The sequence below is a fragment of the Mesorhizobium sp. WSM4840 genome (assembly GCF_055811755.1).
Genome location: NZ_JBVVQD010000011.1, coordinates 1 through 16,426 on the forward strand (window position 1 = coordinate 1; position 16,426 = coordinate 16,426).

Here is a 16,426-nt window from a genome sequence, read left to right on the forward strand (position 1 = left end):
AACGCTTCTGCCTCGCAACCCTCAAAACCGGCGACCAACAGGCTAAAATCGTCAGAACTTCGGAATCAGGACACTAGGAGGAAATGGCACTTCCAACGTTTGGTGGCTCGCTCCCCAGGGAGCGGCCATCGCTAGAAGCGACATCAATTCAAAGGGAGACATGACAATGGCCTATCTTCGCAGCGCATGCTTTGCGCTCTTCGTAGTATCGATCCCCCTCGCTGCGACTGCCCAGAACTCGACACAGGTCGGCACATTGTCGTGCGACGTGTCACGCGGGATCGGCATGTTCGTGGTCGAAAAGCAGACACTTGCCTGCGTTTTCCAAGACCAGAGCGGCAAGGTCGAAAACTATGCCGGTTCAATTGATCAGTTCGGCGTGGAACTCGGCGAGGTTAAGAATGGGCATTTGATCTGGGGCGTGGCGGCGGCGACAAGCGGCCTCCCGGCGGGCGCGCTGGCGGGCACCTATGCCGGTGTGGGCGCCAACGCATCGTTCGGCGCCGGCGCTGGCGCCAATATTCTCGTCGGCGGCAGCGACCGCTCGCTCTCCTTGCAGCCGATCTCCGTCGAGGGTCAGCAAGGCATCAACATAGCGGGTGGTGTCACCACCGTCACCTTGACGGCGACTGATTGAGGAACGACTGGTCGCACAACGCTGGGGGCCGCAGAGGACGCGGGTCCTAGGCTGAGCGCGCGCCCATTGAGGCATGAGATTTTCGCGAAGGGCCTCGCGCACGCACTGCGAGCGGACCCTATTGCTAACTTACCCCTGGATGAAAAAGTACCAGGCTGGCTGGTTGAAGAAGTCGCAGAGCGGTTCTGTTCAGAATATTTTGCCCCAAAGGGCAATACCGCCAACACTTTTTTGATGCCAGCTTTGACAGTACCGCTTGGCATGGCAGGCGTGAACAAGAGATGGGAAGCTCGTCATGAGTGGTAATCATGGTAGTGATCGCCGGCACGGAGTGCAGCAAACGGGCGGACGGATGAAACGGCGCGACCTATTGCTCAGCGGCTGTTCGTTGCTGGTAGCATCAATGCTGCCGGCCGTGCCAAAGGCGCTGGCTCAGACCGGGAAAAAACCCAACATCCTCGTCATCTGGGGCGATGACATAGGCATTGACAATATCAGTGCGAGGGCGTGACGGTGGCGCTTCCGGCTGCCGGTAATTGGGCGACGAGACTCCACCGCAAGTTCCCTAAAGGACAATATCGCGGAGCCAAGTGCTCTCCTATGGTTGACCTAGGGGTAGGCCCGACCCGTGCCGATCCCGCACGAGCACGAAATAAATGCAACCAAGAGAGGAAATGACCATGAACCTCAAGATGCTTTGCACGGGCGCGATGGCGTTTTCGATGATGACCGGCGCCGCACTTGCCGAACACGGCGGCGCCCTCGACGAGCCGACGAAAATGGCGCCCTTCTACACCGCTGCCGATATGAAGACCTTAAAGTCGGAAGACGACTTCAAGGCCGCGTGGACGGGGTTGAAAGACGAGGATCGCGCCGCGATAAAGCAGGAATGCGGCGACATAGCCACTGATGACCAGTCGCATGGCGACTTCTGCACGATGGTTGGCCACCAGTAAACGCTGCCGGTTTGGTGAAGTCGGAGATGGCGGGCAGCGTTGCCTGCCATTTTTCCGTGACCGGACCTTTTCCGTCAGCGCTCATGAGATTACCGGCGGGCGCGTTCATCCATGTCACATTGTGGCTAACTAAAGGACGCTTTCAGATCGGCCCACGAAACTTCCGCTAAGCGCCGATGGGCTGCCGTAAGGCCCGACGCCAACCGAGGGTCAGATCGTGTCATGCGACACTCGCGAACGAACGACTCCAAAGGATAGAATGTTGTCATTCGTCTCATCGATTGGAACGAGCAAATAGCGCCAGTCCCGGACCTTTGCAGTAATGCAGCGAAGGTCGCATCTCGACCAATGGTTCACCGCCCGGCATCGGCAGCTGTCGTCAATTCACCTTCTCGATATCGCCGGGCTTCCAACTTTTGTCGATGGCAGCTTCGGTCGGGCCGTAGAGCCTGAGGATGGCGAAATACCCCTTGTTCGGCACAGTCGCGAGCCAGTTGCCGGCCTTGCCCTCTGGGGCTTTGGGGCCGAGGTAAAGGTCCGTGCTGCCGTCGGCGTTCTGCACCGGCTTGTCGCGCGAGCCGAGCGACGGGAATGGTTGCCCGTTGGCCAGGCCCGAGGCGTTCTCGGCTTCGTAGAGCGTCACCGACCAGAAGTTGGCGGCTGGAACGTTCGGCGGCAGGTTGATCTTGTAACTCGAACCGCCCGAGAGCGACGCGCCGGTGCTATCGGTAAAGGCTATGACGCTAACAGGCTTCGTGACTTGATGGCAAAAGTTATCATGGGTGGCCACTGATTTCTGAACGTGAGCTAAGAGCAACTACGACAGGGCCAGGCGCAAGGCGGCCATAATGCCCGCCTCGGCATGGCTCCGATACACTCCGCCTTGCCGGCACAATATGACCAAACTCTCAGACTTGGGGCCACACCAGGCCGGCCGCTGGGCAGCCCGTCTGCACATCTGCCGCATGTACCGCGCTCCCGGGCCATGCGCCAGGACGAGCAGTTCTGACGTGCCTCCAGCCCGCTAGTCGGGATACTTCAAAGGCTTGTGGCTTGGCGTAGCGTGGTGAAGAGCCTCGCCAAGATCGCGCATGTCCATTTCTTGCCCGCAGACAGGGCAAATCTGGAAATGCTTCGCTTCGTCCTGCACCGGGCCATCGTGGCGCTCCCCCTTGAAGCCAGTCGCTTCACTATTCGTCCGCGGACGGTTCCGAATGGCCTTCACCGTGTCGGTGAGCGTCGGTCCGCCCCTCGCTTTCGCTCTGATCCGCTCAAACACTTTCTGTCGGTCGTCGGCCATTCCACACCTCCTGACCGCAAAACGCTGGCCGGACGGTTTTGTTGCTACCCACGTTGCGCTTGATACGATCGCGCGACCAGGAGCACCAAGATGAGCGGGCCGGAGCAGGATTTGCCGAGAAGCTCCGCAGCCGCATCAGAGAGAGTGCCGCAAACGAACGCGGTGAACGGGCAGGGCTACAGCTAGTTCGCATGGCTATCGAAATGACGTGCCCCGCTGGTGTGCTGCCGAGCGAAGAAGCTGTCCTGCTGCTCTATGGTCCTGAGCCGGTCCATGAGAGGGAAGCGCTGGCCAAAGCCATCATTGAGACGGTGGAAAAGCTGACCCGGTGCCCACCGCGTTGATTTGTTGCCGGCCGGCTAGGCAGCTTCTGGACTCTCGCCCGCAATGGCGGCAGGCAAGCCGGCGGCATCGACGGCGGCGTGCCCGACTACAGCAAGGAAGCCGACTGCATCGAACGCCAGCTTGATGGCTTTGCCCGCGTTCAGAAACTGCTGCCCCCGAAGGAGTGAACCATGACTGACACCAACACCGCCGACATCCTCGTCATCGACGTCAGCGGCTACGTCAGCGGCTACGTCACCCGCTTCGGCACCGCCTGCGCCTACGAGGTCTTTCAGGCGGGCTTTGTCCGTCCTCAAGCAGAGCCTGTTCGACGAGACGACCGGGCGCTCGATGGTCAAGGTGGCCTGAGCCAGGACGCCTGAACAGTGCGCACCATAGGCAAGAAGATCGGCCTGACGCAGGAATAGCTCGCCAATATCGGGTCGGCTCACGCCCTCGTGCGGCGTCATGGGGCCCCCACAAGCCACCCTCACCCCGCCTGCCGCAACCCGGGGGGCGACCGGCACGGACAAGGATGCCTGCTTCGCGCACCCCATCAGCAGCGGTGTGGCTTCTAGCCGCAAGTAATTGCTTGAAGCAGTTCCCGACACCATATGGTGGTCCATAGCCAGCCAAGCGAGATAAACTCGACGCAGTCGCGCTGCCCTCCACAGGGGAAATCAGACTATTGGATCATGGCGATGGCCTACGGCCAACCTTAGGAAACTAGAAAGACATCATGCCTGAAAACACCAGACTAACGTCGAGGGATGTCCCCCTCATTCAGCTAGGCCTCTATCAGTGCCGCTTTCCGGTGAGCGAAGACCCGTCAGTACCTGGCGGTTACCGTTTTTGCGCTGGGCCAACTTCGCCGGATCGCGTCTACTGTGATCACCACCACAGCATCGTGACCGCCGTCGAGCCTCGTCGAGCCCGTTCGGGTTTCCACCTCGCTCAACGACGCGCCGCGTAGGCTGCCCGGTCTCTAGGCTCGGCGCTTTGAGCTCTGACGCTGACAGTCGACTTCAGCCGTTTGCATCGTCGTCCTTTCGCGGGCTGAGCCCTCCGCGCGCTGGCGGTGGGCGTTGCTTCGTCGTCTATCATGCCGCCCCCTCATATTCCTTCTGCTATTTCGGATTGGTAGCGTCAGATCGATCAGCCTAGCCTGCAGGAGGGATGGCGTGAGTTCGTCACCCTGACCTATGCCAGCGGCGCACCTGGCCGAGCCTGGGCCAACGCTGACCAAGAGCACAGGCCGCCCGCTGCTGTGAGTTCGCAACGCCAAAGCACAATCACCCCGATCCGTTGCTTGATGATCCCGCGAGCACGAACGGACATGCCGTGGCGGTCCCCGTTTTCTGGTTCGATGAATCGCTGGAACAAAACACCTTCTGGTTCGATGAATCGCTGGAACAAAACACCGGATCGGACCGGGCTGCGGCATTAAGTCCCCAGACGACAAGCAAAAGATGAGCCGCCCATAGAGCCGGCGCGAGCAACGAGGAGAGAACCGTTGCGGATCGCATAGTTAACCCCTCTCGTATGAACTTATTGGGACGGATCGCTTTTCCAAATTACGCATCAGCCGCCTTTGACGTGAGGCGAAGCCAGCCCGATGGTCTCGATGGATGGCCTTCCGATGTCAGCAGATCCAGATCATCCCGTCTCGTTGCCGGCCGCAACCCGACGGTACCGGAAGTGATTGCGGATGTGGTCGTTGAAGTAGCGGCCCTTGGCGAAGGCCGCTTTGAATGCGGCAAAAGTCTCCGGCGGCACGCCCTCAAACTCATATCGTTTTCCGCTGGCGACGAACCACACCGAAAGGATTCGGCTTTCCGGATCGTATTCCGTTTTGCGTATTGAGGTGGATGGCATGACGGCAGCTAGATCAAAAGTAATCAACGAGCGGAGCGGCGGTCGCGTTCCCTCGTGGTATCGCTCCCCAGCAGCGCACGAGGATTTTCTCCAGGCCACCTAACGCATCGCGGCGTCGCAACACGCGGCAGGCACGGTGCTCCGGAAGCCAGTCTTTCGTCCCTCTTTTGTCCGAAATCGGCGCGTAGGATCGGATCGTTCCGTGGCCCCACGCGTTGGAGAAAAGGCAACGGGAGGAATGAACATGTCAGACGAGAAACACGAACGCATTAGGCGACGCGCTTATGAGATATGGGAACGAGAAGGCCAGACGCACGGCTTGCATGAGCGCCATTGGAATCAGGCAACGCTGGAGATCGAGACCGAAGACCGCTCGCTCGGTGCTCGGCCACCAGCAATATCTGGTGCCGATGTACCAGTTCCCGCGCAGACCCAAAGCCGAGAGAAACAAGGCAAGCGTGCTGCTGGTCAATCGGATGTTGAGGCGGCGGAAGCACTGGCGATGAGAACAGGCATCACCGGCGATCAAGCTCAAGAGCTTATCGACCGCCTCGGTGACGATCCGCTGGCGCTCGATGAGGCGGCGCGGAGCCTTAGGGCGTCCGAACGGTAACCGCCGGCTTTCTCAGGCAGCCCATCGTGTAACTCGACAGATCGCCGCAGATTTTCAATCTCCGTCCCCCGCCAGCGGACCGCCGAACAAATGAAAGCCCGCGCCTCTGGCGGAGAGAGCGGGCCGCTCGGGTCGCGGTCTGAGTTTCATGACGTTGGACCGAGATCGCGGTTTCGCCTTCGACGCTCGATGATGCGAGCGTTTCGACGAGCGACTCTGAGTTCGGTGAGCGTCGGCTGCCACCAGCCCCGGGAATGTTCCATTGGCCCGGCTTCACGACGAGCGGGCCATGTCCTGATGAGTTCCGTCAGCGTTGCCGAGCGCCACGTTCCCCACACGTAGTCGATGTCGGTCCGCGTCGCATGTGGGTAGAAAGCAGCTACTGCCGACGGCTCGGCAATTTCCCCTGACACATCGGTAAAGACGACAATGCCGTACTGCTCTGTTGCGACAGCGCGGCCCATCGGAGGCAAGTCTTCAGCAGGCAACGGATAGCGATGGCGGCGGCGTTCCGCATATCGCAACCGCGTGGTTCTTTGAGCTTCCGAGTCCCTCTCCGCCTCGCGTCGTCGCTTCCTTTCCTCGGGTTCGCTACGTCTGGCAGCCTCTTCGATTGTCGGCCATCGGCGCCGCAGTTCCTCATAGGATCGAAACGGCACGCGCCACGCCCGGAGTTCATCGTCCCAACTTGCCCAGGGAATTTCGTGTAGTTCCCGAAGGACGGTCTTCGAATAGGGTGTCCGAATGCGCAGGTCGTCGGCAACCTCGAGATAGGGACTGGAGATCGGATCGAAAGCGAACGCGTCGCGCCCCTTGCTGTCGGCGTGGATCGCCAGCAACTCGGCCTCACGCGCCAGCCAGCGGCCAACCCGGCGGGCCGCCGTCTTGCCTGGTACAAACCAGCTCCTGCGCTCGTCGCTCCACCTCGCTCGCGGAAATGCCGCCCGAAATCGTTCGACTGTCATTCGGTCATAAGGAAAGTTCGCCAAGGCACCAGGCGTGCCTTGTTTCTCCAGCGCATGCTGATGCTTTGGTTCCTCCACGGTCATGCCGTCAATTGTGTTGGATTCGCAGAGAAACGTGCCGCCGGCCCTAATGGTTCACACGCGAACCAGAACGTGAGTGCCCTTCGCAAGGGACGCCGCCAATCACGACGGACGGCATCAGCGCCCATCAGCTGCACCGCGTTCTGGAATGCACCTACAAGACCGCGTGGTTCCTGGCCCATCGCATTCGCGAGGCAATGCGCTCGGATGACTTCATGCGGATGGGCGGCGACGGCAAGACCGTCGAGGCGGACGAAACCTACATTGGCCGCCGCGTGACGTTCCGGTCAACAAGGGCTTATTGACAGCGCGTCATGACACTCCAAGCTTTTTGGAGTTGACCGTTGATCCAGTCAGCGTGACCGTGGGGTCATAAAGCTCCTTCGACATCACGGCGGCTGTATATCTCATTTTCGCATAACCACTGCGGCCTGATGATCGTGCGCCTGCTCCTTCACAGCGACAACTGGTATGATCCGGCCCCACCGCCGCTCCAAGGAAGCGACGTCATAAAACACCTGAGAGTTCGGGTCAGCGCCGAAGGTAAACACCGACCACTCGACTCCATCAGGATTATTTTCGGCGAAGTTGGAGTTCAGTTCTGCAAGTAGGTCAGAGAAAAGTGGATCATCGCGATACTTCGTTCGCAGAAGATCAATCGTCTGCCGAGTATGAATGGTGATATATGCGTAACCGTCCTGACGGAGAACGCGCCGAACTTCGAGGAGCCACGCCTCAGCCAATTCGGATATATGCGTGAAAACCGATCCGCAGTAAACCAAGTCGAAGGTGCTGTCTTCAAATGGAAGATGCGGTGCTGTGGTGTTGGTTGCGAAGAGCATCGGCGGATTAAGGTGTTCCTGGCACCAGGCGATATGCTCGGCATTAATGTCGAGGCCCCAATGCTCTGATGTCTCGTCTCGCGGAAGAAATCGCAGCATGCGGCCACTGGCGCATCCGAGATCGAGCACGCGTGTCAACGGAATAGGCGGTTGCCCGACTTCATTGAGGATGCAAAGCATTTGTGCCACGTCATCTTGTCCGCATTTCAAATAGTCTAATTCAGTCTGGGCGTATCCTTCCCACAGATGTTGAGGTGGAACCGGCGCGGCATTCTTTGACTGGGAGGGACAAACAAACAAGACGTTATTGTGTCTGGCTAAGGGGATGAATCGGGCCGAGCTGCCGGGACGTTCTTGGCTGAGTTGCTCGGTCGCGCGCTTGAAACGCTTGGTTTTACTTAACTGCCCAGCTAGCTTTTCCATCAGCGCCATTGCGCGACGATCCTGACTTAGTTTACGAGCTAGTTGTTCAATGAGGTTCATTTGCGCAGCCTCCAATTCTGATCGATGGTTTACGCACAAATTCGAGTCTAGGCCCGTCCCATCTGGTGGCTAGGGGAACGGATCATGATCATTTACTAAATTAGCAATTCTGCATGAAACGGCTTATTATTCTTCCCAGCCGGCGGACACGCCCACACCCCGCCGGTGAGGCCCGGCGGTCGGTTGCCTACTCCGCAGCGGCTGTCGGGCCGACCATCTCAGCGAGGATGCAGTGGAAGCGCCAGAGACGATCCAAAACGCCTGGGCCGGCCTTAAGCTGGTTCGCATGGCTATTGAACAGACCTGCCCGGCTGGCGTGCTGCCGAGCGAGGAAGCTGTCCTGCTGCTCTATGGTCCCGAGCCGGTCCACGAGGGCGAAGCGCTGGCCAAAGCGATAATTGAAACGGTGTAAAAGCTGACCCGTTGCCCCACCGAACTGCGCTGGCGGCACCAGACGCCCTTTCACGGCCGTAACAGGGGTTCGATTCCCCTTGGACGTACCAGACAAAAATCAAACTAGCTGCTTCCCCATCCTGACACGTCGAATCTAGGTCGAATAACTGTCGGCGAACGCTGGCGGACTTTCCGGCTATTTCCATTCAAACCTATCGGTCGGCTCAAGGCTGGATTTAAACTTATGGCGAAGGGCCGCCAGAGACGCCATTTTCTCATTCAGGTAGGCATCGAAGAACAGCACTGCTCCGTCTTGTACAACGCGAGTGTAACGGGTCTCCTCCTCGGGGCCGTGGGAGTGTGGTCCGTGCTTCAGGCCGGAAAACGCATTGTGGTCAGCACAGTCGAGAACGAGCAGATATTGATGAGGGATGGTCAGCGCTTCGTAAGGAAGGGTCCGTTGTATCGGATCGAATTCCTTGTTGCCGGGCACCGCATTGCCATCTCTCGTGCCGGTGATGTGAAACAGCGGGATTCTGATATCGCGGTAAGTCGTGGCCATTTAGGTGCTTGAGATCGAAGGCGACGAAATAGAGGTCGTGCTGGCGCCTGGTGATGGCCTTGCGCAGCACGGCAAAATCCGAAAGGCCAGCCTCATTCAAGACGACGACTTCGCCGTCGATGATGGCATTCTCGACGTCCAGCGTTCGCGCCGCCGCAGCTAGGTCGCGGTATTTGGAGGTCCAGTCGAGTCCGCGGCGGGTGAAAATCCGAGCGCCGCCGGCGTCGATGATGATCTGGGAGCGGTAGCCGTCGAATTTGGCTTCATGCATCCAGTCATCGCCTTGGGGAGGCTTCTCAACCAAGGTGGGCATCATCGGCGGGACAAACTTCAAACGCATGCATTGACTCGCAAAACCGCGATTCAATTAGCATGCTCTTAATTAGTTCCGGAAAATTTTAATGAATCGTTGACCGCGCTGTCCCAGAACAGGACGGCGCGGTCTAAACCCCAAACGGGCTGCGCTGGCGGCTCCGGCAATTCGCCTTCCCGCGCCACTGTCGGAGCCGCTACCACACTCCTCCAAAATACCAGTAATGGTTGAAACAACTGTTACCGCACGTGCTTTCCAGTGCGTTTTCCCAGTCGTTAGACTTTGATGGAACAGGCCTCGCCTTCACGGTTGACGCTGAGACAGTCCATCTCAGCGAGGAAGCATGGAAGCCCAAGAGAACATCCGCAACGCCTGGGCCGCCCTCAAGCTGGTTCGCATGGCTATTGAACAGACCTGCCCCGCTGGAGGCGGCCCGCTTCCACAGAAAGGTTGGTTCATCCAGGCTGAGAACGTCTATCGCCAAATCCTGAACACCGAGCCCCGCATGATCAGGCGCTGTATGGACTCGGTCACGTTCTGGGTACGAAGGGCGATAACCGTCAGGCTGCGGAATGCTTCGGCGCGCTTGCAGCTATGTCGCCGCAATCTGTAAACGCCTGGCTTTGCCTGGGCATTGCGCAGCAGTCGCTAAACGACCACTCCGCAGCCATCGAATCGTTTGGACGAGCCACGGACCTCGACCCGGGCCTCACCCTAGCGCGTTATGCACGGGGCCGCAGCCTTCTCGCCCTTCAGCGGATGGATGAGGCGGCCCAGGCTTTCACGCTGGTGCTTGAGAATGGATCGCCCGCGCCCGCGGAAACTGCCCTGCGCGCCAAGGCCCGGCGACAATTGCAGCAGTTGAGGACAGCCAAGCCGCTCTACATTCTAAAGAAACCTGAGCGCGAGACGCCCGTCATCCAGCCGTCGGTGCCGCTGGGGCTGACAAATCTGCTCAAGGTTGCGCGGCCGGCAACCACAAGCCGCTCCATCTCTTCTGTTACTTGACGAGGGGCTTGCCTTAGGATCAGCACGCGATTGGCCCGTCCAGAGCGGCCAAACGCAACGGCAATCAAGTCGGGAGAGGTCCCCTGCCGCTGCAAGCCGCTCAAACGACTCGTGCCGCCTCGTCATGGAGCCGGTTGGGGCCAGCGCTGCAAGGCTGCTTGGCCAGCCTCTGTAAGCGCATAGACGCCGCGCTCGGCCCTGGCGAACCAGCCATAGACGTTGTGAAGCAGGATCTTGGCAGCGCGTGGTGAAATGGTTTTCAAGTCGCGCGGGCGCTTCGGGCCGTCGATCATCGCAGCGGCGCAGGCCAGCGCATCCTGGCGGTAAGCGGTCATTATCGGCGTACGCGAGCCACCGCCGACCACAGGATCGCCGCGCCGGCGCCGATGCTCGTCCACCAGGCGCGATCTTCGCCTCGGGTCTCGCCGGGGCGGCAAGGCGGCCGGACTGAGCAGCAATTCGACGTTGCCGGCGGAGCCAACCCCGAGTAGGCCGAAGCCGAGCCGCCGGCAGAGTGCACGGAACCGGCGATCGTGCTCGCGGCCTTTGCCTCGACTTGACATCCTCGCCGCAAGCCAGACCTCATCGCATGACGCAGCACGATCGACAGCTTGAAGTATGAGCTCGAGGTTGAACTGCAATTTCAATTCGCAGATGACGACCACGGGCGGCTCGCCGTCGCGCAACCCCACGACGTCGCAGCCGCCAACTTCGCCTTTAACGGTGAATTCCAGGCCCTCAAGAAACCGCTTCACCGGCATGTAAAGAGACGTTTCCTGCATGCGCGAGGCATAGCCGATTCGTGTCTGGCTGGCACAGCATCACCGAAGGGCATGCCGCTCTGGGGCAGATTTGCCGCTCGTCGAACGCATGGAAGTGCGGGATGCCAGCTCGGCCGCTAAGCCCTCAGCCCCCTCGCCGCGCCAGAACGCTTGCCCGGAACCATCATATCCCTGGCCAGGAGGCGGCTCACCCGGCAGAACGCCATGAACGCCCGGCAAGCCTCCTCGGTCTCGACCAGGTCGACCGTGGCGCCGAAGCAGGCATTGAATGCGGCCTGATAGACCGGGCCTTGCCGGCGAACCGGCCAGCCTTGCAGGAAATCCAGCGCCTGTTCGACGCTGTAGATTTCCTCGACCGGCAGGCCAGGCGCGGTCGTGATGCGCACCGGCACCTCGAATTGCAATCTGTCCATTCCTGTCTCTCCAGAACGCGTTCCCGCAGCAGCGCCGCTCGCCGCAAAAAGTTGCTTTGACCGGCTTTTCGCTCAGGCCTCTCTTCTTGTTCAGAAATATGTCGTCAGTGCGGACGAACACCCCGGCACGGGCCGGATAGGCACAAGATGAAGCCGCAAGACATGAATATTGCCGGCTTGAGCCCATCGCTGGCAGTTCGTCCTTGAACCTGGCGCCGTCCGGTGCCAAATCTGGGAGACTTTTCACGCGGGCTCATCCGAAGCCCTTTCTTCCAGCAAGACGGACACAATGGTCACCTATCTCGACGCCGCCACGGCACCACTCAGAAACACCGGCCAGATCCGCCTCTATGGCGAAGAAGGCTTTGCCGGCATGCGCAAGGCCTGCGACCTCACCGCGCGCTGCCTCGACGAACTGGTGTCGATCGTCGCGCCGGGCGTCACCACCGAAACCATCGACCGCTTCGTCTTCGAGTTCGGCATGGATCACGGTGCATTGCCGGCGACGCTCAACTATCGCGGCTACACGAAGTCGTCCTGTACTTCGATCAACCACGTTGTCTGCCATGGCATTCCCGACAACAAGCCGTTGAAGGACGGCGACATCGTCAACATCGACGTCACCTACATCCTCGATGGCTGGCATGGCGATTCCTCGCGCATGTATCCGGTTGGCACGATCAAGCGCGCCGCAGAGCGCCTGCTCGAGGTCACGCATGAATGCCTGATGCGCGGCATCGCGGCGATCAAGCCCGGCGCCCGCACCGGCGCCATCGGCGCCGCCATCCAGACCTATGCCGAAAGCGAGCGCTGCTCGGTGGTGCGCGATTTCTGCGGCCACGGCGTCGGCCAGCTCTTTCACGATGCGCCGAACATCCTGCACTATGGTAGCGCCAGCGAGGGCGTCGAGATGCGGCCGGGCATGATCTTCACCGTCGAGCCGATGATCAATCTCGGCCGGCCGCACGTAAAAGTGCTGTCGGACGGCTGGACGGCGGTGACACGCGACCGCTCGCTGTCGGCGCAGTACGAGCACACGATCGGCGTCACCGAGACCGGATGCGAGATTTTCACGCTGTCGCCAAAAAGCCTCGACCGTCCCGGCCTGCCGGCCTAGTGTTTGTGCAAGGGCCGGATCTTTCCGGTCAAGAAAATGCGGGCGGCCATGGGGACAACCAGCGACGACGACGAGCGGGGTTTCTTTCCCGAGAGACCGACAAAATCGCTCGCGAAAGCCACGTCGGTCGAAAAGCCGCATTATCTCGGCCATCGCGACCGTTTACGCCAACGGTTCGCGGCCGCGGGTTCCGACGCCCTCCCCGATTACGAATTGCTGGAGCTCTTGCTCTTTCGCCTGATCCCCCGCGCCGACACCAAGCCCGTCGCCAAGGCATTGCTGGCGCGCTTCGGCACGCTGGCCGAGGTGCTTGGCGCGCCGGTCGCGCGGCTTGAGGAGGTCAGGGGTATCGGCCCGGCGGTGGCGCTCGATCTGAAGATCGTTGCCGCGGCCGCCCATCGCGCGGCACGTAGCGAGATCAAAGGCCGCGAGGTCTTGTCGTCCTGGACGCAGGTTCTCGGATACTGCCGGTCGGTCATGGCCTTCGAGGAGCGCGAGCAGTTTCGTATCCTGTTTCTCGACAAGAAGAACGCACTGATCGCCGACGAGGTGCAGCAGGTCGGCACCGTCGACCACACGCCGGTCTATCCGCGAGAAGTGGTCAAGCGCGCGCTCGAACTCTCCGCCACAGCGATCATTCTGGCGCATAATCATCCGTCAGGCGATCCGACGCCGTCGCGCGCCGACATCGAGATGACCAAGCTGGTCATCGAGACAGCCAAACCGCTCGGCATCGCTGTCCACGATCACATCATCATCGGCAAGAAGGGTCATGCCAGCATGAAGGGCCTGCTGCTGATCTGACGCCCTGTTAGAACTTGCGTCGGCTTCTGGCCGAAAGCGTCCCGTCTTGTGTCATGACACGCCAGGCAGCGAAGGACGTGTCGCGGGAGCACGGCTGCCAGCCGCGATGGCGAGCGCGACGACGATCAGTATAGCCGCGACCGCGAACGTGATCCGCATACCGGCGGCAACGGCCTCGGGGCGCGCCGTAGTGATGTCGATCGCCTCTGAGGCGAACGCGAACACAGCACCCATGACGGATGCGCCAGTGATGAGTCCCAGATTGCGCGACAAATTGAGCAAGCCGGAAATGACGCCCCGCTGGTCCGCGCGGATATCCGACATGACAGCGGTGTTGTTGGCGGTTTGGAACAGCGCATAGCCCGATGTGATGACTGCGATCGGGGCGATGTAGCCGGGGATGCCTGATATTGCCGGCATCACGGATAGAATGAAGCAACCGGCGGCTATCGCGATGAGCCCAATGATGGTCATGCGCCCAGCGCCAAAACGGTCGGCTATGCGACCAGCTGGCGCACCGGTCAGCGCGGCGACGAGCGGACCGACCGACATGACGATGCCAACAAGAGCCGCGTCGAGCCCGAGCGCACGAGACAGATAGAACGGCCCGACCACCAGCGTCGCCATCATCACCGTTGCAACGAGCGCGCTCATGGCGAGGCTCACACTCAGCATCGCATTGCGGAACGCCGCCAATCGGATCAAAGGCGACGCCACTCTCGCCTCCACAAGCACAAAAAGGCCGGCTCCGAAAACGGCTGCCACCAACAGAGCCATGTTGAGCGGACCAAAACTGCCACGCCCGATCGTCATCGCGAGCGCATAGGCGCCAAGCGTCAAGGCAAGCAGCAGCGTGCCGACAATGTCGAAGCCGGCCCGATCCGTCTTCGGCCCCCGGCGATCAGCCGGCAGATAGCGATAGGCGAGACCAAATGCCAGCAAACCCAGTGGCACGTTGAGAAGGAAGATCGCCCGCCAACCGGCTCCGGCAATCAGAAGGCCGCCGAGCGATGGACCGAGAGCGGTGCCGATCGCCGACATCGTTCCGAGCAGCCCCATGGCGCTGCCGGTCCTTGCCTTCGGAACCGTGTCACCGACGAAAGCCATGGTCAGGGCCATCATGATGGCCGCTCCCAAACCTTGGGCGGTCCGGGCTGCAATCAGCAGCCAGAGCGTCGGCGCGACGCCACACAGGACTGAGGCCGTCGTGAACAGGAAGAGCCCGGCCAGCAGCAGGCGCCGGCGGCCGGTGATGTCACCAAGCCGTCCGACGCTGACGATCAGGGTGGTGATGGCGAGGAGATAAGCCAGCACGATCCACTGGACGTCCTGGAACGAGGCGCTGAACGCATGCGCCAACGTCGGCAAGGCGACATTGGCGATGCTGATCCCGAGTGAGGACAGCAACATCGACAACGAAAGGCTGGCGAGTGCCCACCGAACCGAAGGTGCCCGTTCTGGATTTCCAGCGACTGCCAGTGCTGCATCGATTGGCTTCAACATGAACTCCGTTTTCTGGCGGCTCCTAAAACGGAGCTGTCAGAGACGTAGTCCTTTGCCTAATATGGCGGAAGATGCATCATTTGCACTTAATCATTGCGTTTGACGCTATGTCAGATCGTGCTAACCGTGCTACGCTCAGCACATGTCGCATCCCGATCTCAATCTGCTTGTCACCCTTGATGTGCTGCTGACTGAAGGCAGCGTTGCGCGCGCCGCCAAGAGGCTGCGGCTGAGCCCGTCGGCAATGAGCCGGGCGCTGGCGCGATTGCGTGAGACGACCGGCGATCCGCTGCTGGTCAGGGCTGGACGCGGCCTCGTGCCCACACCTCGAGCCATCGAGCTCCGCGAGCGCGTCGGTCAGCTTGTGGAGGACGCCGGAGCCGTTCTGCGTCCTGTTGAGACGCTCGACCTGAAACGCCTCGCGCGAACCTTCACGCTTCGAAACAGGGATGGCTTTGTCGAGAATTTCGGACCGGATCTCATTGCGCGCGTCGGCCAACAAGCACCGGGCGTGCGGCTGCGTTTTGTGTTGAAGCCAGACAAGGACAGCACGCCTCTGCGCGACGGCAGCGTAGATCTTGAAACCGGCGTCGTCGGAAAGGCCACGGGACCGGAGGTGCGCGCGCAAGCGCTGTTTAGTGATCGTTTCGTCGGCGTCGTGCGGATGGGGCATCCATTATGCGAGCTGACGATCACCCCTGCCCGTTACGCAGCCTGCCGGCACATCCTCATCTCCCGTCGCGGGCTCGACAGGGGGCCGATCGACGATGCCTTTGAGCCGTTGGGGTTGAAACGAGAGATCGTGACGGTCGTCGGCGGCTTTTCGGAAGCTCTGGCCCTGGCGCGTGCCTCGGACCTGATCGCCAGCGTTCCCGAACGCTATACGGGGAACCTGCGCGACGGGATGTTCTGGTTCCCTTTGCCGGTTCCCTTGCCGGAAATCACGGTTTCACTTTTGTGGCACCCGCGGCTCGATGCCGATCCGGCGCATCGCTGGCTGCGCGGTTGCGTTCGAGACGTTTGCGCCGGAATAACTCACTGGATTTCTTAGTGGTTGAGGCGAGCGTTGCTGATCCGATCACGGCAACTCGGTGTTGCAGGTGCCGGCGATCTGGCCGACCGCCTCGCTGAGCCCGGCAAGTCGAAATCGGCCTCGCCTCGCCCCGACAGCAGCCCGAACCGCCAGGACAGCTGGAGCCGGTCTGCGGAAACCAATCGCCTGATCCCGTCGACACCATCCCGAACCAGCCTCCTCCCGCGCTTGCCGACCGACCAGCTTGACCTTGCTGGGCCTTGTCGACGGTCACCGACACGGTGATCGTCCGGCTGGCGGAGACGGCATCGTGCAACTGCAGCCATGCGCTCCAGCGCGAGGAGGAACGCCGTGGCGACCGCGCCTCCAATGCCGACGAATAGCTTCAACGATCCCTCCAACGACCTGCACTTTGCAACTCG

19 protein-coding genes and 3 pseudogenes are annotated in these 16,426 nt (G+C 60.7%); 12 read left to right on the forward strand and 10 right to left on the reverse strand.

Translation table 11 applies throughout. The features are described 5' to 3' along the window. Positions 1-166 precede the first annotated feature (166 nt). From AC0L3I_RS16170 to AC0L3I_RS16180, 3 genes are all read left to right on the forward strand, one after another. Entirely contained in the window at positions 167-637 is a 471-nt protein-coding gene (locus AC0L3I_RS16170; protein WP_473487211.1) for a DUF992 domain-containing protein, read from the forward strand. Between the two features lie 295 nt (positions 638-932). Further along, complete coding sequence (locus AC0L3I_RS16175; protein ID WP_473527536.1) at positions 933-1,148, forward strand: hypothetical protein; 216 nt, start codon at positions 933-935, stop codon at positions 1,146-1,148. A gap of 169 nt (positions 1,149-1,317) precedes the next feature. Next, positions 1,318-1,593: a hypothetical protein gene (locus tag AC0L3I_RS16180; RefSeq protein ID WP_473527537.1), complete on the forward strand. Its 276-nt coding sequence runs from the start codon at positions 1,318-1,320 to the stop codon at positions 1,591-1,593. A gap of 379 nt (positions 1,594-1,972) precedes the next feature. Here the strand turns inward: AC0L3I_RS16180 and AC0L3I_RS16185 are convergent. Next, positions 1,973-2,335 (reverse strand): annotated as a pseudogene (locus AC0L3I_RS16185) (DUF1214 domain-containing protein); the annotation flags it as partial. 282 nt (positions 2,336-2,617) lie between these two features. Continuing rightward, positions 2,618-2,893, reverse strand: coding sequence for a hypothetical protein (locus tag AC0L3I_RS16190; protein WP_473487207.1), 276 nt, complete (start codon positions 2,891-2,893; stop codon positions 2,618-2,620). A 515-nt stretch (positions 2,894-3,408) separates the two neighbouring features. On the opposite strand from AC0L3I_RS16190, the gene AC0L3I_RS16195 reads away from it, so the two are divergent. Next, on the forward strand, positions 3,409-3,600 hold the full coding sequence (locus AC0L3I_RS16195; protein ID WP_473527538.1) for a hypothetical protein: 192 nt from the start codon (positions 3,409-3,411) through the stop codon (positions 3,598-3,600). Between the two features lie 1,273 nt (positions 3,601-4,873). On the opposite strand, the gene AC0L3I_RS16200 is transcribed toward AC0L3I_RS16195, so the two are convergent. Then, a complete protein-coding gene (locus AC0L3I_RS16200; RefSeq protein WP_473527539.1) occupies positions 4,874-5,191 on the reverse strand; it encodes a KTSC domain-containing protein in 318 nt (105 codons plus the stop codon). A gap of 145 nt (positions 5,192-5,336) precedes the next feature. Between AC0L3I_RS16200 and AC0L3I_RS16205 the strand changes: the two genes are divergently transcribed. Beyond that, positions 5,337-5,705 carry a DUF2934 domain-containing protein gene (locus tag AC0L3I_RS16205; RefSeq protein WP_473527655.1) on the forward strand — a complete coding sequence of 123 codons (369 nt, stop codon included), beginning with the start codon at positions 5,337-5,339 and terminating at the stop codon, positions 5,703-5,705. Positions 5,706-5,851: 146 nt separating this feature from the next. Here AC0L3I_RS16205 and AC0L3I_RS16210 read toward each other — a convergent pair whose 3' ends face one another. Then, entirely contained in the window at positions 5,852-6,754 is a 903-nt protein-coding gene (locus AC0L3I_RS16210; protein WP_473527540.1) for a hypothetical protein, read from the reverse strand. 110 nt (positions 6,755-6,864) lie between these two features. Between AC0L3I_RS16210 and AC0L3I_RS16215 the strand changes: the two are divergent. Further along, positions 6,865-7,038 (forward strand): annotated as a pseudogene (locus AC0L3I_RS16215) (IS1595 family transposase); the annotation flags it as partial. Between the two features lie 120 nt (positions 7,039-7,158). On the opposite strand, the gene AC0L3I_RS16220 reads toward AC0L3I_RS16215, so the two are convergent. Beyond that, positions 7,159-8,076: a class I SAM-dependent methyltransferase gene (locus tag AC0L3I_RS16220; RefSeq protein WP_473527541.1), complete on the reverse strand. Its 918-nt coding sequence runs from the start codon at positions 8,074-8,076 to the stop codon at positions 7,159-7,161. 286 nt (positions 8,077-8,362) lie between these two features. Here AC0L3I_RS16220 and AC0L3I_RS16225 point away from each other — a divergent pair, with 286 nt between their 5' ends. After that, the gene (locus tag AC0L3I_RS16225) at positions 8,363-8,488 is read left to right on the forward strand and encodes a hypothetical protein (RefSeq protein WP_473527542.1); all 126 of its coding nucleotides are present in this window, start codon (positions 8,363-8,365) and stop codon (positions 8,486-8,488) included. A gap of 177 nt (positions 8,489-8,665) precedes the next feature. Here AC0L3I_RS16225 and AC0L3I_RS16230 read toward each other — a convergent pair whose 3' ends face one another. After that, positions 8,666-9,031, reverse strand: coding sequence for a hypothetical protein (locus AC0L3I_RS16230; RefSeq protein ID WP_473527666.1), 366 nt, complete (start codon positions 9,029-9,031; stop codon positions 8,666-8,668). Positions 9,032-9,071: 40 nt separating this feature from the next. Further along, positions 9,072-9,371 (reverse strand): annotated as a pseudogene (locus AC0L3I_RS16235) (ATP-dependent DNA ligase); the annotation flags it as partial. Positions 9,372-9,687: 316 nt separating this feature from the next. Between AC0L3I_RS16235 and AC0L3I_RS16240 the strand changes: the two are divergent. Continuing rightward, positions 9,688-9,957 (forward strand): hypothetical protein, encoded by a 270-nt coding sequence (locus tag AC0L3I_RS16240; RefSeq protein WP_473527543.1) that lies wholly within the window; start codon positions 9,688-9,690, stop codon positions 9,955-9,957. After that, on the forward strand, positions 9,882-10,352 hold the full coding sequence (locus AC0L3I_RS16245) for a tetratricopeptide repeat protein (RefSeq protein WP_473527656.1): 471 nt from the start codon (positions 9,882-9,884) through the stop codon (positions 10,350-10,352). The genes AC0L3I_RS16240 and AC0L3I_RS16245 overlap by 76 nt, the downstream gene beginning before the upstream one ends. Before the next feature lie 122 nt (positions 10,353-10,474). Here AC0L3I_RS16245 and AC0L3I_RS16250 read toward each other — a convergent pair whose 3' ends face one another. Then, positions 10,475-11,134, reverse strand: coding sequence for a DUF2161 domain-containing phosphodiesterase (locus AC0L3I_RS16250; RefSeq protein WP_473527544.1), 660 nt, complete (start codon positions 11,132-11,134; stop codon positions 10,475-10,477). A gap of 116 nt (positions 11,135-11,250) precedes the next feature. Then, positions 11,251-11,547: a DUF982 domain-containing protein gene (locus AC0L3I_RS16255; RefSeq protein ID WP_258116635.1), complete on the reverse strand. Its 297-nt coding sequence runs from the start codon at positions 11,545-11,547 to the stop codon at positions 11,251-11,253. Positions 11,548-11,836: 289 nt separating this feature from the next. Here AC0L3I_RS16255 and map point away from each other — a divergent pair, with 289 nt between their 5' ends. Continuing rightward, entirely contained in the window at positions 11,837-12,664 is an 828-nt protein-coding gene (gene map, locus AC0L3I_RS16260) for a type I methionyl aminopeptidase (protein WP_258116633.1), read from the forward strand. 48 nt (positions 12,665-12,712) lie between these two features. After that, a complete protein-coding gene (gene radC / locus AC0L3I_RS16265) occupies positions 12,713-13,468 on the forward strand; it encodes a RadC family protein (RefSeq protein WP_473527545.1) in 756 nt (251 codons plus the stop codon). Positions 13,469-13,519: 51 nt separating this feature from the next. On the opposite strand, the gene AC0L3I_RS16270 is transcribed toward radC, so the two are convergent. After that, on the reverse strand, positions 13,520-14,971 hold the full coding sequence (locus AC0L3I_RS16270; protein WP_473527546.1) for an MFS transporter: 1,452 nt from the start codon (positions 14,969-14,971) through the stop codon (positions 13,520-13,522). Positions 14,972-15,113: 142 nt separating this feature from the next. On the opposite strand from AC0L3I_RS16270, the gene AC0L3I_RS16275 reads away from it, so the two are divergent. Further along, positions 15,114-16,022, forward strand: a complete 909-nt coding sequence (locus AC0L3I_RS16275) for a LysR family transcriptional regulator (protein ID WP_473527547.1) — start codon at positions 15,114-15,116, stop codon at positions 16,020-16,022. The last annotated feature ends 404 nt before the right edge of the window (positions 16,023-16,426 follow it).

What these genes read in the sequence shown, in the direction of transcription:
- AC0L3I_RS16250 (WP_473527544.1), bottom strand. Translation starts at nt 11,134, where the DNA reads ATGCAGGAAACGTCTCTTTACATGCCGGTGAAGCGGTTTCTTGAGGGC.
- AC0L3I_RS16230 (WP_473527666.1), bottom strand. Translation starts at nt 9,031, where the DNA reads ATGGCCACGACTTACCGCGATATCAGAATCCCGCTGTTTCACATCACC.
- map (WP_258116633.1), top strand. Translation starts at nt 11,837, where the DNA reads ATGGTCACCTATCTCGACGCCGCCACGGCACCACTCAGAAACACCGGC.
- AC0L3I_RS16240 (WP_473527543.1), top strand. Translation starts at nt 9,688, where the DNA reads ATGGAAGCCCAAGAGAACATCCGCAACGCCTGGGCCGCCCTCAAGCTG.
- AC0L3I_RS16175 (WP_473527536.1), top strand. Translation starts at nt 933, where the DNA reads ATGAGTGGTAATCATGGTAGTGATCGCCGGCACGGAGTGCAGCAAACG.
- AC0L3I_RS16170 (WP_473487211.1), top strand. Translation starts at nt 167, where the DNA reads ATGGCCTATCTTCGCAGCGCATGCTTTGCGCTCTTCGTAGTATCGATC.
- radC (WP_473527545.1), top strand. Translation starts at nt 12,713, where the DNA reads ATGGGGACAACCAGCGACGACGACGAGCGGGGTTTCTTTCCCGAGAGA.
- AC0L3I_RS16225 (WP_473527542.1), top strand. Translation starts at nt 8,363, where the DNA reads ATGGCTATTGAACAGACCTGCCCGGCTGGCGTGCTGCCGAGCGAGGAA.
- AC0L3I_RS16210 (WP_473527540.1), bottom strand. Translation starts at nt 6,754, where the DNA reads ATGACCGTGGAGGAACCAAAGCATCAGCATGCGCTGGAGAAACAAGGC.
- AC0L3I_RS16220 (WP_473527541.1), bottom strand. Translation starts at nt 8,076, where the DNA reads ATGAACCTCATTGAACAACTAGCTCGTAAACTAAGTCAGGATCGTCGC.
- AC0L3I_RS16255 (WP_258116635.1), bottom strand. Translation starts at nt 11,547, where the DNA reads ATGGACAGATTGCAATTCGAGGTGCCGGTGCGCATCACGACCGCGCCT.
- AC0L3I_RS16270 (WP_473527546.1), bottom strand. Translation starts at nt 14,971, where the DNA reads ATGTTGAAGCCAATCGATGCAGCACTGGCAGTCGCTGGAAATCCAGAA.
- AC0L3I_RS16190 (WP_473487207.1), bottom strand. Translation starts at nt 2,893, where the DNA reads ATGGCCGACGACCGACAGAAAGTGTTTGAGCGGATCAGAGCGAAAGCG.
- AC0L3I_RS16275 (WP_473527547.1), top strand. Translation starts at nt 15,114, where the DNA reads ATGTCGCATCCCGATCTCAATCTGCTTGTCACCCTTGATGTGCTGCTG.
- AC0L3I_RS16205 (WP_473527655.1), top strand. Translation starts at nt 5,337, where the DNA reads ATGTCAGACGAGAAACACGAACGCATTAGGCGACGCGCTTATGAGATA.
- AC0L3I_RS16195 (WP_473527538.1), top strand. Translation starts at nt 3,409, where the DNA reads ATGACTGACACCAACACCGCCGACATCCTCGTCATCGACGTCAGCGGC.
- AC0L3I_RS16180 (WP_473527537.1), top strand. Translation starts at nt 1,318, where the DNA reads ATGAACCTCAAGATGCTTTGCACGGGCGCGATGGCGTTTTCGATGATG.